The sequence below is a fragment of the Enterobacter sp. MGH 38 genome, assembly GCF_000492855.1.
In the GTDB taxonomy this organism is placed as follows: Bacteria; Pseudomonadota; Gammaproteobacteria; order Enterobacterales; family Enterobacteriaceae; genus Enterobacter; species Enterobacter hormaechei_C.
Map to the genome: position 1 here is coordinate 1,402,852 of NZ_KI535608.1, position 13,428 is coordinate 1,416,279.

Consider the following 13,428-nt stretch of genomic DNA (forward strand, 5'->3'; position numbering starts at 1 on the left):
TAGGCCCGGTAAGGCGTAGCCGCCACCGGGCTATTTCCCCGCCTGCGGATGCGTATCAAACCCCGCCATCACGGCCGTCAGCTCTGCCAGGGTAAAGCCGTGCTTCGGGTCATCAACGCCCAGGCCAAACCGCGCCTGCATCAGCTGATACAGCGCCTCCGCATCCGGCAAATGGATCTGCTCTTCCACATGACCGTTCTGCCAGTGGGTAAAATTAAAGTTGGTCAGCGTTAGCTTGCCCCCGTCCGGCAGGTGGCGACACATCAGCAGGTGATGACGGAAATGGGACTGCGGCCAGTGCGCCGACCAGAAGTTTCCCATCACGTAATCGTTGAAGTACTGGGTCGCCAGGTCAAAATGATACATCGACTGCCAGTGGTCGTGATGGCGGAATTGCAGTATCCAGTCGTTACCCTCGCTCAGCAAACGATAACGCCCGTGCGGGGTTTCCTGTTCCTCGTTGGCGATCAAACGAATCGGCGCCGTCAGCGTTTGTCCGCCAAATCCCACATCGGCGATCCAGCGCTCGCCGTTCAGCTCAACCAGTAGCAACCGGTGCGTACGCGGCGGCATCTGCGACGGATTGGCCAGCACAACCCGCCCCAGCACGCTGCGCACCGTAAACCCGACTTCGCGCAATACCCGCTCAAACAAGCCGTTTTGCTCGAAGCAATACCCCCCTCGACGTGCGGTGACCAGTTTATCCACCAGACACCCGTCGTCCAGATGGATTTCCCGCGGCAAAACGACGTCGATATTTTCGAAGGGGATCGCGCAGTTATGGTGTAAATGCAGCCCCCGCAGGGTATCGATATTAACCTGTACGGGCTGCTGCCAGCCCGTGCGGGCAAAATAAGCACTCAGAAATGGGGACATGATTTGCTCCAGGAGGTGATATCCCCTGTTTATAAACTATTTTCCCTTTTGCATATGCGTAAAAGTGCTTTTTCGTCATACTCATCGTGTACACGAGGAGATCCTATGAGCCACTTTCGCCCTGTTGAATTACGTCACGCCAGCCGCCTTCTGAATCACGGTCCAACCGTGCTCATCACCAGCCGGGATGAGACCATCGATCGTCGCAATGTCATGGCCGCCGCATGGTCTATGCCGGTGGAATTTGAATCCCCGTGTATCGCGATTGTGGTAGACAAAAGCGCGTGGTCACGGGAGTTGATCGAACGCAGCGGGAAATTCGGCATTGTGACCCCCGGCGTGGCGGCAGCCAACTGGACCTGGGCGGTCGGCAGCGTCAGCGGGCGCGACGAGGATAAATTTAACTGCTACGGGATCCCGGTTATTTATGGCCCTGAGCTTGACCTGCCGGTTATAGAAGAGAAATGTCTGGCTTGGATGGAGTGCCGGTTATTACCTGTCACCTCTGCGGCAGAGAAATATGACACTCTGTTTGGCGAAGTGGTTTCCGCCGCGGCGGATGAACGCGCATTTGTCGCCGGACGCTGGCAGTTTGACGGGGATAAGCTGAATACGCTGCATCATCTGGGAGCGGGTACGTTTGTCGCGAGCGGGAAAATGGTGAAGGCGCTGGAATGATTTTTTAATTATACCCATATGAATTATATAAAATTTCTATGGCATTTTATGTTTATCATGACGATGTTAAACGGAGGATATTTCAGAAGCTGTTGTATAAACAATCTTTCGTAAAGGAAATATCCATGTCATGGAACAAAGATGGCGCAATATCATATGCGAAATCACACGCGCAGCCCAGCAGCACGGGTAATTGTGCTCGTTCGATCAGAGCGGGTGGTCGATTAAAACTCCCCAACACGCGTCTGGCAAAAGATATGGGGCGCACATTAGTCAATGCAGGCTTTCACCTGGTATATGATCAACCCCATGCTGGTGACGTCGCAGTTATCCAAAATATAGTTGGTCATGATAGCGGTCACGTTTGTATATACGATGGTCAACAGTGGATCAGCGATTTTGTGCAACGCACCATGTATCCTGGGCAGGCTTACCGCAACATACAACCTCATTACGAACTGTTCAGGCATGATTAATGAAACCACTCTACTTTTTAATTTTCGCCCTGTCTCCGCTCGCGGCCGCAGAAAATATTTATGCACCGGGTCAGGCGGCACTTAAATTCAATCAATGGTATATAGCGCAGTTAGATCAGAACAAACCACCCGTACTCAATCCAGACATTATGAACGAGTACGTAGCCTCAGGGACCATTGCAGCAATTAAAGAAATGTACTCTGGCGACAGTAACGATAAAGATATGCCCGATGCGGATATGTTTATCAAAGCGCAGGACTGGGATGATGACTGGAATCAGATAACCGTCTTACATTCTGATTTTGACGCCGTATGCACAAACGTCTATGTCGCATTTGGTAAGAAGCAAGATCATGTTATTGCAGATTGTCTCGTTGAAGAGCAAGGAAAATGGAAAGTGCGATCGGCGACGCTAATTAAGTAACAGGCATAAACTCCCTGTCGCGATAATAAAGACACATGGTAGCCAAATGACTACCATGTGCAATTAATTAACTCTTCACACGCTTCGCAATAATCTCATCCGCCACATTCCGCGGAGCTTCCGCAAAATGATGGAATTCCATCGTATACGTCGCGCGCCCCTGGGACATCGAGCGCAGCGTGGTGGCATAACCAAACATCTCAGCCAGCGGGACGTCAGCGCGAATAATCTGGCTGCCGTACTGCTCTGCCATCCCCTGCACCAGGCCGCGACGGGAGGAGAGATCGCCCATAATGTTCCCGGCATACTCTTCCGGCGTTTCCACCTCAACGTGCATGACCGGCTCAAGAATAACCGGGTCCGCCCGCCGTGCGCCCTCTTTGAAGCCGAGGATCGCCGCCATGCGGAAGGCCATCTCCGAGGAGTCAACGTCATGGTAAGAACCAAACGTCAGGGTCGCTTTCACATCCACCACCGGATAGCCCGCCAGCACACCCGTATTCATGGCTTCTCGCAACCCTTTTTCCACCGACGGGATGTACTCCCGCGGCACCACCCCGCCTTTGGTGGCATCTTCAAACACAAAACCACTCCCGGCTGCTAACGGCTCAAGGCTCAGGACCACATGACCGTACTGCCCTTTCCCGCCGGACTGTCGGACAAATTTACCTTCAATATCCTTCACCGCTTTACGCAGGGTTTCACGGTAGGTGACCTGCGGACGACCAATGTTCGCCTCAACGCCAAACTCGCGCTTCATGCGGTCGACGATGATCTCCAGATGCAGCTCGCCCATCCCGGAGATAATCGTCTGACCGGACTCTTCGTCCGTGTGCAGGCGGAACGACGGATCTTCCGCCGCCAGGCGCTGTAGGGCGATCCCCATTTTCTCCTGATCGGCCTTGGTTTTCGGCTCAATCGCCAACGAAATAACCGGATCCGGGAACTCCATCCGTTCAAGGGTGATCACCGCATTCGGGTCGGTCAGCGTGTCACCGGTGGTGACGTCTTTCAGCCCGACACAGGCTGCGATATCCCCTGCGCGCAGCTCGTCCACCTCATGGCGATCGTTGGCATGCATCAGCACGATGCGCCCGATACGCTCTTTCTTGCCCTTCACCGGATTGTACACCGCGTCGCCTTTACGCAGTATGCCGGAATAGACGCGGATGAAGGTCAGCTGGCCGACGTACGGATCGCTCATCAGCTTGAAGGCCAGCGCCGAGAACGGTTCATCATCGCTTGGGTGGCGCTCGGCGTGCTGTCCGTCTTCGTCTACCCCATCAATAGCGGGCACGTCCAGTGGAGACGGCATCAATTCAATCACCGCGTCGAGCATGCGCTGCACGCCCTTGTTCTTGAAAGCGCTGCCGCACAGCATGGGCTGTATTTCACCGGAGATAGTCCGGATCCGCAGTCCTTTGATGATTTCCGCTTCATCCAGTTCGCCCGTCTCAAGATACTTATCCATAAGCTCATCGCTGGCTTCTGCCGCAGACGAGACCATTTTTTCTCGCCACGTCTGGGCGGTACTCAGCAGATCGTCAGGCACCGGCGCGTAGCTAAATGCCATGCCCTGCGTCGCATCGTCCCACAGAATGGTGCGCATCTTGATGAGATCCACCACGCCGGTGAAGTGTTCTTCTGCCCCCACGGGGATCACAATCGGGACAGGATTGGCTTTCAGCCGCTCCTGCATCATCCGCACCACGCGGAAGAAATCTGCGCCCGGGCGGTCCATTTTGTTGACGAATGCCAGACGCGGAACATGATATTTATTCGCCTGACGCCAGACGGTTTCCGACTGCGGCTGCACGCCACCGACGGAGTCATAGACCATTACCGCGCCGTCGAGCACACGCATGGAACGTTCCACCTCAATGGTGAAATCCACGTGCCCGGGGGTGTCGATAATATTGATGCGGTGCGGTTCAAAGCCTCTGTCCATACCAGGCCAGAAACAGCTTACCGCCGCCGACGTAATGGTGATCCCGCGCTCCTGCTCCTGCGCCATCCAGTCGGTGGTTGCCGCGCCATCGTGTACTTCACCCAGCTTGTGGCTCATCCCGGTGTAAAACAGGATGCGCTCAGTGGTGGTTGTTTTGCCGGCATCGATATGCGCGGAGATACCGATGTTGCGATAACGTTCGAGTGGAATGGGTCGGGGCATGATATTTCCTTAAGTCTTCAAGACTGGTTTGTGACGACCGGGATGGTCGCGTATTCGTTCGTTTGTTATAATAGTCCCATTGTACGAGTATTATCGAACTATTTTTTAACGGTTGACCTATTGTTGATATAGCTCAATCTCACGCGAGACGCAGGAAAACGATGATCCCAAACCACCCGGAACCTGAACAAATAGTGTTGGAAAATGTGCTGTTCGCCCTCGGCAACCCGCTGCGATTAGCGATTATTCGCAGGCTGGCCGACGGCAGCGAACTGAGCTGTAACGCGCTGCGCCCGGAAGAGGTGGTGAAATCCACTATGACTCACCACTGGCGCGTGCTGCGCGACAGCGGCGTGATCTGGCAGCGCCCGCAGGGGCGCGAGAATATGATTTCACTGAGAAGAGAGGATCTGGACGCCCGCTTTCCGGGACTGCTGGCGATCCTGCTCCAGGCTAAGTAGCGGCAGCGTCCTCAAGACGATAAACCGGAATGCGCCGTGTTGTTCCGGTAAGGGTGTCGAACACCTCCGTATCGGACGTCACTATTCTCATCCCCGTCTTCCTTAACCGCTGCACGTCGGCGGCTATGCGCTGGAGGCCAAACCAGAAAAGCCCGTCAAGCGCGGTGACCGCAAGCCCCTGTTCCAGCGCCAGCTGGAGGCGCTCGCGGGGGGCTTTCACCTGCTGAGCGATTTGCCGGTAAGGCACTTCCGAACCGCCGGAGGCATCGATCCGCTGAATACGGGTCTTCAGGTGGTAGGTAAATTCATCTGGAATGCCCTTCAAATCCTGTTTAAGGCTGTAAACGCAGCCAAACCGCTTGCCGTTGAACAGGACATTTTTTTGACTGAGCTGGAACTCATTTCTGATGCCATCAATCAGCTGCGGTGCACGGGTAAGAAGTAACCGGAAGGGAAGCTCAAAGCTGGTCACATAATCCACGTTCAGCAGCGCGAGACGCAGCCGCTCTTCTGCCCCGGATTTCTGGTCATGACACTCGCGCATCACCTCGGCCCACTGGCGCGTCAAACGTTCGGGCTCGCCGGCTTCGGTAAGGAGGTATTTTTCAAGATGATAATCGACTCTTCCGGTCATGTGGGGCATCCCGTCAATGTGGATGCGGTAATTCTATCCAGCGCGGCAGGATTTATAAAGGGCGGAGCGCACCGGCATCCGCCCTGACCGACTACTGCTGGATACTCGACCGGTCCGAAATATCGCTGGCAGATAAGGTTCTTGCAGTAGACGCGACCTGTTTTTTGCGTTTATACCGGTCCGGCTGGCCTTCAGGGCGGGTTTTGAACCGGCGATGCAGCCACATATATTGCTCAGGCGCCATCATCACGGCGCGCTCAATCGCTCTGTTCATTTGCGTGGCCACCGACGCTTTATCGCCTCCCTGCAAGGTATCGCTGATATCTTCCAGAATAAGCAGCTCATACCCTGTGCCATCTGCTTTTCGGCGCGGTACAAACGGGATCACGGCCGGTCTGGCACTTTTCACCAGCATGTAGCTCCCGGCAGTTGTCGCGGCGTCCGGGACGGCAAAAAACGGCACAAACACGCTATTCGTTTTGCCATAGTCGTGGTCCGGGGCATACCACAGGATCTCGTTTTGCTTCAGTGCGCGGATCATGCCCTTCAGGTCATAGCGGTCAAGCATGGTTTTATTGGAACGCAGACGACCGCGCGTTTGCAGCCAGTCGAGCAACGCATTATTGTTGGGACGATACACACCAATACCCGCGTTGAGCATGCCAAAGATGCGTGCGCCTAATTCCAGGGTGAGAAAATGCATGCCAATGAGCACCACGCCCCTACCTTGCGCCCGCGCCTGTTCCATATGTTCGTAGCCGGTCACGCTGAAGTGTTTCCGCACGCGCCAGTTAGGCCAGAACCACGCTATCCCGGTTTCGATGACGCCCATTCCAACCGATTCAAAATTACGCTCAAGTAAACGCTCGCGCTCGTCCTCTTTCATATCAGGAAAGCAAAGCTCAAGATTTCGTCTGGCGATCTCCACGCGGCGTGGAAGCAGGCGCATAGCCAGACGCCCAAGCCTGTGACCTGTTTTCAACAGCAGCGGGTACGGAAGCTGAACCGTGCACCAGAGCGCGGCAATGCCTGCCCAGCTGAGCCAGTAACGAGGATGAATAAAGGCGAGTGAAAACTGAGGTAATTTTGTCATGGAAAAATTATCCTTTTACTAATTTGTACTTAATCTGGTGCAGTTGCAGTGCTTACCTGCTGATTTAACGAATATTGTTCGGAAGGATGAATTGTAGCGGAATCGTTATGGTTTTTATTATCGATTTTTGCGAAAGGGAATAAAAGTGGGGATCGCCGGGTGATATTGCACCACCCGGCAGGCAAGTTACATCGAATAGCCGGGCTTCTTAATCAGTTCATCCAGTTTCGGGCCGATCTCGGTATCCCAGACCTGCGCCTTCCAGTCAGCTTCCTGAACCTCCTGAAGCGCCACGGAGATTGAGCGATCTTTGCTGTTCAAGTGGCGGGCGATCGCTTCGGCGATATCCGCCGCCAGGGCCGTTTTTTGTTCGTCAGTCAGATCGCGTGGAAAACATTTGATATCAACGTGTGGCATGGGCAGGGCTCCTTTTATAGGTGAGCGTTCCACGTTATCAGATTATATCGTTAGCTTTTAGCACCTTGTGCAGTTCCGGCAGCGCGCAGACGGCATCCGCGACGGCGGTAAAATTAGGCGTGTTGGTGGCAAACCACTCATGGCGTGGACCCCAGGTACGCGCAACGGCAATATAGACGTCAAGCAGCGTCAGCTGTTTGCCAAACGCAAACGGCGAGGCGCTGAGCTGGCTGTCGAACCACAGATAAAGCGATTTTCGGTACTCAATGCAGTTTTTCTTCAACTGTTCCGGGGCATCAGGAACCCAGCGTTCCGGGTAATCTGCATACGTAAAGGTGGGATAGACGTTCGCCACAAACCAGATGAGCAGGCGCTGAAACTGCTGGCGCTCGGCCTGCCCAACGGGCGGCGCGAGGTCGGGACGTCTGTCGAGCACCATCAGGGCGATCGCCGCGGTTTCCGTCACGATCGCCCCGTTTTCCAGCTCCAGCGTCGGCACCTGGCACAGCGGGTTCAGTTTCAACAGCAATTCGCGCTGCGGGCCGGGCTGGTCAAACCCGTCCACGTTGACGAACTGATACGGGATGTCTGCCAGAGTCAGCATCACTTCACTGATTGCCGATCCCCAGCCAGGTACGCCATAGAGTTTGATCATGTTGCCCCCTCAGGGATGAAAACCCTAAGTGTATACCCGTCATACTTCAAGTTGCAGGTGCGTTGGCTGCATTCACTCACCCCAGTCACGTACTTATGTACGCTCCCGGGGATTCGTTCCCTTGCCGCCTTCCTGTAACTCGAATTATTTAGGGTATAGAGCACCATTAGTAGGTTATCCCGGGCGGATTAACGTCTGAAGACGTCACCGCTTCGCCCGCTTCCCCCCAGCGCGCCAGCACCTTTTGATACTCCCCGCGCTTAATCGCACCGTCCAGCGCAGCCTGCAACGCATACACCAGCCCATTATCTTTTTTGGTTGTGGTGGCGACATAGGCTTTCTTCGGGCCTAAACCCACGACGCGGGTTTTGTCGGTTAACGCGGCTTTATAGGCCGAAACGGACTGCGGTCCAAAGAACACATCCGCCCTGCCGGACTGAATATAAAGATTGCCTGAGGCGTCGTCGGTCAGGTAAACCGGCAACGCAGGCTCGCGCCCGGCCTTTTTATTCTCTTCGTTCCAGCCCAGCAGAATACGCTCCTGATTGGTGCCAGACCCGACAATCACCTTTTTCCCGGCCAGATCTTTCGCACTGGTGATCGACTGTACGTTGCTGGTGGATTTCACCGAGAAGGCCAGGGAATCGACGCGATAGGTCGCAAAATCGAACTTCTCCTTACGTTGCTCGGTGACGGCGATATTCACCAACGCCACGTCATAGCGCCCGGAAGTGATCCCCAGCGGCCAGTCTTCCCACGCCGTTGGCACCAGCTTCAGCTTCAGCCCCAGACTGCCCGCCAGCAACCGGGCGATATCCGGGTCGCTGCCAATACGGGTGCGGTTATCACTGGCCAGCAGCGCAAGCGGCGGAGAATTCAGGGCTGAAATCGCCACCGTGAGGGTACCCGGCTCAACAAATTTATAGTTCGCCGGGATTTTCGCCACTGCCTGTTGATCAACCGTCACCGGCAGCGGCTGTTCGTTGGCTTTTAAATCAATGCTGGCGTGGCTCGCCGTCGTGAAGACCAGCCCCGCCAGGAGTCCATATTTCATCTGCGCTCCTTACAGCACTTTTGAGAGGAACTGGCGCGTTCGCGGATGAGACGGTCGGTTTAAAACGTCATCGCTGCTGCCCTGCTCCACAATTTTACCGTCGACCATAAATACCACCTGGTCCGCCACTTCCCGGGCAAAGCCGATCTCATGGGTGACCACCACCAGCGTAGTGCCGGAACGGGCGAGTTTTTTAATCACGTCCAGCACTTCGCCAACCAGTTCCGGATCCAGCGCCGAGGTTGGTTCATCAAACAGCATCACGCGCGGGCGCAGCGCCAGCGCGCGGGCAATGGCGATACGCTGCTGCTGGCCGCCGGAGAGGTGACGCGACCAGGCATCGGCTTTATCGCGCAGTCCTACCACATCCAGCAGGCTGTAGGCGTTTTCAACAGCCTCTTTTTTACTGAACTTTTTATGCGCGATGGGTGCTTCAATCAGGTTTTCCAGCACCGTGAGATGCGGAAAAAGATTGAAGTTCTGAAACACGTACCCAACGTTGACGCGCTGTTTGAGGATCTCTTTCTCTTTGAGTTCGTAGAGTTTGTCACCCTGACGGCGATAGCCGATGTAATCCCCGTCAATCTGAATAAAGCCTTCGTCTACGCGCTCCAGATGGTTAATGGCGCGCAGCAGCGTCGATTTTCCCGATCCAGAGGGGCCGAGGATCACCGTCACGGAGCCCGGCGGGATCTCAAGCGTGACGTTATCGAGCGCTTTATGTCGGCCAAAAAACTTACTGACGCCGGTAATGGAAATGTGACCTTCAGGAGAGGCTTGCATGAACAGGCTCCTGTGCTGGCGAAGTGGTGACCGAACGCGAGCGACTCGCCGCCCGGTTCTGGTTTACGGCGGAGCGGCGCTCGCTGCGGGCGAGTCCACGCTCAATAACATGCTGGATGGCAGACAGTACGGTGGTGATCACCAGATACCAGACGGCCCCCACCATCAACAGCGGGATCACCTCCTGGGTGCGGTTGTAGATCATCTGGATCGTGTAGAACAGTTCCGGCATCGCCAGCACGTACACCATCGCCGTCCCTTTGGCGAGGCTGATAATTTCGTTAAACCCGGACGGCAGGATGGTGCGCAGTGCCTGCGGGAGAATTATGCGCACGGTGCGACGCCACGCCGGCAGACCTAGCGCAGCGGCCGCCTCATACTGACCGTGGTCGACCCCAAGGAAGCCCCCGCGAATGATCTCCGCAGTATAGGCGCTCTGCACCAGCGTCAGCCCCACGATGGCGGTAGAAAACTGCCCGAGAACGTTGATGGTTTCAAAGCTGCCCCAGGTAATGTCGGTAAAAGGCACGCCGAGAGAGAGCGTGTCGTAGAGATAGGAGAAGTTATAGAGGATAATCAGCACCACGATCAGCGGCAGCGATCGGAACAGCCAGATGTAACCCCACGCCAGGCTGCTCAACAGCCATGATGACGAGAGCCGCGCCAGCGCCAGCATGCCGCCAATCACCACGCTCAGTACAGTGCTTATCAACGTCAGCAGCAGCGTCTGGCCGACGCCTTCGAGGATCACCGGGTCGAAGAACCAGCGGGCAAATACCGCCCACTCCCAGCGCGGATTAAAGGCCACGGACTGGATCACGACCGCCAGCACAAACAGCGCCACCACGGCGCCAGCAGCGCGCAGCGGATAACGTGCCGGGACCACTTTTATGGTTTCAACGTTGCTCATCGTCGCTCCTTATGCGGTTTTGCTGAGCGCTTCGCGGATCAGCGTCTTGGTGAAACGCAGCCGACCGTCGAACGGCGGCTGGCTGTACTCTTCCGGGTCGCGGTTGAGATCGAACTGCGGCTGATACCCCTGGCTGAGATAGAGCCGCACCGCCTCCGGCTGACGAAACCCCGTGGTCAGGTAGATGTGGCTGTAGCCCGCCAGCACCGCCCGGCGCTCCAGCTCCTGTATCACGCGCGCGGCCAGCCCCTGCTGGCGCAGCGTTTTATTCGTCCAGATACGTTTGATCTCTGCGGTATGTTCGTCGAAGGGCTTATACGCCCCGGTGGCGATGATCTCGCCATCGCGCTCCAGAACGATAAACAGCCCCTGCGGCGCCAGGTACCACTCTGTCAGCTCGACTTCCGCATCCTTTGAAAAGTAGTCGCCGTAACGAGCGGCGTATTCACCAAAAAGCCCCTCGATAATGGGCTGAAGATCGGCATCTTCCGGCGAAACGTCACGAAATTGTTCGCGCATAGCGCCTCCTTAATCGCCCAGACCCGCCGGGTTAACTTCGGAACTGGGGATACGCTCCACGCCTTCCCCCCAGCGGTTCAGCACCTTGTCGTAATCTCCGTTCTTGATCGCGCCGTTCAGCGCGGTTTGAACCGGTTCGACCAGGCCGCTGCCTTTTTTCAGCGTCACCGCGATATGCGCCGCCTTCGGCCAGCCGCCGTCGACGCTGCCGACCAGTTTGGTTTTACCGTTAAGCGCCGCTTTCCAGGCACCGATCACGTTCGGGCCAAAGTAGGCGTCCGCGCGTCCGGACTGAAGCGCCAGCGTTTGGGCCGCGTCGTCTTTGGTGTATATCGGCGTAAAGGGTTTAAGCCCTTTTTTGAGGTTCTCTTCGTTCCATGCCAGCAGGATGGCCTCCTGGTTGGTGCCGGAACCTACGATGATGCGCAGCCCGGCGATATCCTCTGCCTTCACAAGCGAGTTGATCGGACTGGTGGATTTCACGTAGAAGCCAAGTGAATCCTTGCGGTAGGTGGCGAAGTCGAACTTCTCTTTGCGCGCTTTAGTGACGGTGATGTTGCTAATAGCCGCGTCGTATTTCCCGGAGGCAACCCCCAGCGGCCAGTCCTCCCAGGAGGTGGGCACCACGTTCAGCTCCAGTCCGAGGCTGTCCGATACCAGACGCGCAATGTCGACCTCACTTCCCAGCAGAGTTTTGTTGTCGTCGGAAAAGACCGTCAGCGGCGGTTGATTCAGTCCCGCCACCGCCACGGTAAATTTCCCCGGCACGGCAAAGCGATAGTCTTTCGGCAGTTGCGCGATCGCATCGCTGTTTTTGGCGGTATTGATCGGCGTTTTATTGGCCTCAATGCTCACGCCGGTGCCGTTAATATTGACGTTCTCTGCCCAGACGGCAGGGGTAAAGGCCAGCGCAAGCGCCAGAATAAGCGATGATTTCTGCATAGCGTTTTTCTCTTTTATTGTTGTGTGAACTGATTTTTGGGCTCGTCTAAGCCCAGACTTTCGCGCAGCGTGGTGCCGGGATAGTCGGTGCGGAACAGGCCGCGCGCCTGTAAAACAGGCACCACCTGGTCGACAAAGCGCGGGAAGGTGTCCGGCGTGCCGCCCTGAATGATGAAGCCATCCGCCGCCTTCTCTTCGAACCAGGCCTGTAAACCATCGGCCACCTGCTCCGGTGTGCCGGAAAAACGCGGGCGCGGCGATGCGGCTTCCAGCGCGACCTGACGCAGAGTTAAGTTGCGCTCACGGGCGTTACGCTTGATTTCATCGGTGGTGCTGCGAAAGCTGTTTTTGCCCAAATCGCCAATATCCGGGAACGGCGCGTCGAGGGGATACTGGCTGAAGTCGTGATGCTCGAAATATCGTCCGAGGTAATTCAGCGCATCATTAATGGAGACCAGTGCCGCCGTAGTTTGATACTGGTTTTCTACGTCATCGGCGTCGTTTCCAACAATCACGCTGACGCCCTGGAATATATGTAAATCCCCTGCGCGACGGCCGTGACTTTCCAGCTGCTGTTTAACATCGCGGTAAAAAGCCTGGGCTTCTTCCCGCGTGTCATGGTGGGTAAAGATGGCGTCAGCGTGTTTTGCCGCCAGCTTTTTACCGTCGTCGGACGCGCCAGCCTGAAAGACAATCGGACGTCCCTGCGGCGTGCGGCCAATATTCAGCGGGCCGGAAACCTGGAAGAAATCACCGTGGTGATCCAGAGTATGCAGTTTCGACGCATCAAAGAACTGTCCGCTCTCTTTATTGCGGATAAAGGCATCCCCTTCCCAGGAATCCCACAGTCCTTTCACCACGTCGAGATACTCATCGGCAATGCGGTAGCGCAGCGCATGCTCCGGGTGTTTTTCACGTGAGAAGTTCTTCGCTGACCCTTCCAGCGGTGAGGTCACCACGTTCCAGCCCGCGCGTCCGTTGCTCAGGTGATCGAGGCTGGCGAACTGGCGTGCAACGGTGAAGGGCTCGCTGTAGGAGGTGGACAACGTGCCGACCAGTCCCAGGCGCGAGGTGATACTCGCCAGCGCGGACAACACCGTCAGCGGCTCAAAGCGGTTTAAAAAATGCGGAATGGATTTCTCGTTAATATAAAGGCCGTCGGCCACAAATATAAAGTCGAGCTTGCCCTCTTCTGCTTTTAAAGCCGTTTCTTTAACGAAATCAAAATTAATGCTGGCATCCGCGACCGCCGCGGGATGGCGCCAGGCAGACATATTACCGGATGCACCATGCAAAATGGTCCCCAGCCGCAATTGACGATGTGCAGTCATATTC

The 13,428-nt window shown here is 55.9% G+C and carries 14 protein-coding genes and 1 pseudogene; 4 read left to right on the plus strand and 11 right to left on the minus strand.

The genetic code is table 11. The features are described 5' to 3' along the window. Nucleotides 1-30 precede the first annotated feature (30 nt). Nucleotides 31-876 carry an N-hydroxyarylamine O-acetyltransferase gene (gene nhoA, locus L384_RS04790; protein WP_003857025.1) on the minus strand — a complete coding sequence of 282 codons (846 nt, stop codon included), beginning with the start codon at nt 874-876 and terminating at the stop codon, nt 31-33. A gap of 105 nt (nt 877-981) precedes the next feature. Between nhoA and L384_RS04785 the strand changes: the two genes are divergently transcribed. From L384_RS04785 to L384_RS04775, 3 genes are all read left to right on the plus strand, one after another. After that, nucleotides 982-1,554, plus strand: coding sequence for a flavin reductase family protein (locus L384_RS04785; RefSeq protein ID WP_023324684.1), 573 nt, complete (start codon nt 982-984; stop codon nt 1,552-1,554). A gap of 125 nt (nt 1,555-1,679) precedes the next feature. Further along, nucleotides 1,680-2,030 carry a CHAP domain-containing protein gene (locus L384_RS22100; RefSeq protein ID WP_071789851.1) on the plus strand — a complete coding sequence of 117 codons (351 nt, stop codon included), beginning with the start codon at nt 1,680-1,682 and terminating at the stop codon, nt 2,028-2,030. Then, nucleotides 2,030-2,455 (plus strand): DUF3828 domain-containing protein, encoded by a 426-nt coding sequence (locus tag L384_RS04775; protein WP_023324685.1) that lies wholly within the window; start codon nt 2,030-2,032, stop codon nt 2,453-2,455. Before L384_RS22100 ends, L384_RS04775 begins: the two co-directional genes overlap by 1 nt. 67 nt (nt 2,456-2,522) lie before the next feature. On the opposite strand, the gene fusA is transcribed toward L384_RS04775, so the two are convergent. Beyond that, entirely contained in the window at nt 2,523-4,625 is a 2,103-nt protein-coding gene (gene fusA, locus L384_RS04770) for an elongation factor G (protein ID WP_003857019.1), read from the minus strand. A gap of 161 nt (nt 4,626-4,786) precedes the next feature. Here fusA and L384_RS04765 point away from each other — a divergent pair, with 161 nt between their 5' ends. Then, entirely contained in the window at nt 4,787-5,086 is a 300-nt protein-coding gene (locus tag L384_RS04765) for an ArsR/SmtB family transcription factor (protein ID WP_000612740.1), read from the plus strand. On the opposite strand, the gene L384_RS04760 is transcribed toward L384_RS04765, so the two are convergent. The 9 genes and pseudogenes from L384_RS04760 to L384_RS22805 form a co-directional block, all read right to left on the minus strand. Next, entirely contained in the window at nt 5,079-5,720 is a 642-nt protein-coding gene (locus tag L384_RS04760) for an ECs1377 family protein (RefSeq protein WP_023324686.1), read from the minus strand. The genes L384_RS04765 and L384_RS04760 overlap by 8 nt on opposite strands. 91 nt (nt 5,721-5,811) lie before the next feature. Then, nucleotides 5,812-6,813, minus strand: coding sequence for a Kdo(2)-lipid IV(A) acyltransferase (locus tag L384_RS04755; RefSeq protein WP_023314194.1), 1,002 nt, complete (start codon nt 6,811-6,813; stop codon nt 5,812-5,814). A 186-nt stretch (nt 6,814-6,999) separates the two neighbouring features. Beyond that, nucleotides 7,000-7,230 (minus strand): tautomerase PptA, encoded by a 231-nt coding sequence (gene pptA / locus L384_RS04750; protein WP_003857012.1) that lies wholly within the window; start codon nt 7,228-7,230, stop codon nt 7,000-7,002. 37 nt (nt 7,231-7,267) lie between these two features. Continuing rightward, nucleotides 7,268-7,885 carry a glutathione S-transferase family protein gene (locus tag L384_RS04745; protein ID WP_022651235.1) on the minus strand — a complete coding sequence of 206 codons (618 nt, stop codon included), beginning with the start codon at nt 7,883-7,885 and terminating at the stop codon, nt 7,268-7,270. A gap of 166 nt (nt 7,886-8,051) precedes the next feature. Beyond that, entirely contained in the window at nt 8,052-8,939 is an 888-nt protein-coding gene (locus L384_RS04740) for a transporter substrate-binding domain-containing protein (protein WP_023324687.1), read from the minus strand. A 9-nt stretch (nt 8,940-8,948) separates the two neighbouring features. Next, on the minus strand, nt 8,949-9,722 hold the full coding sequence (locus tag L384_RS04735; RefSeq protein WP_023324688.1) for an amino acid ABC transporter ATP-binding protein: 774 nt from the start codon (nt 9,720-9,722) through the stop codon (nt 8,949-8,951). After that, nucleotides 9,706-10,632, minus strand: a complete 927-nt coding sequence (locus tag L384_RS04730) for an amino acid ABC transporter permease (protein WP_023324689.1) — start codon at nt 10,630-10,632, stop codon at nt 9,706-9,708. The genes L384_RS04735 and L384_RS04730 overlap by 17 nt, the downstream gene beginning before the upstream one ends. 9 nt (nt 10,633-10,641) lie before the next feature. Next, nucleotides 10,642-11,151, minus strand: coding sequence for a GNAT family N-acetyltransferase (locus L384_RS04725; RefSeq protein WP_023324690.1), 510 nt, complete (start codon nt 11,149-11,151; stop codon nt 10,642-10,644). Between the two features lie 9 nt (nt 11,152-11,160). After that, a pseudogene (locus L384_RS22805) lies at nt 11,161-13,424 on the minus strand (NtaA/DmoA family FMN-dependent monooxygenase). Nucleotides 13,425-13,428: the final 4 nt, after the last annotated feature.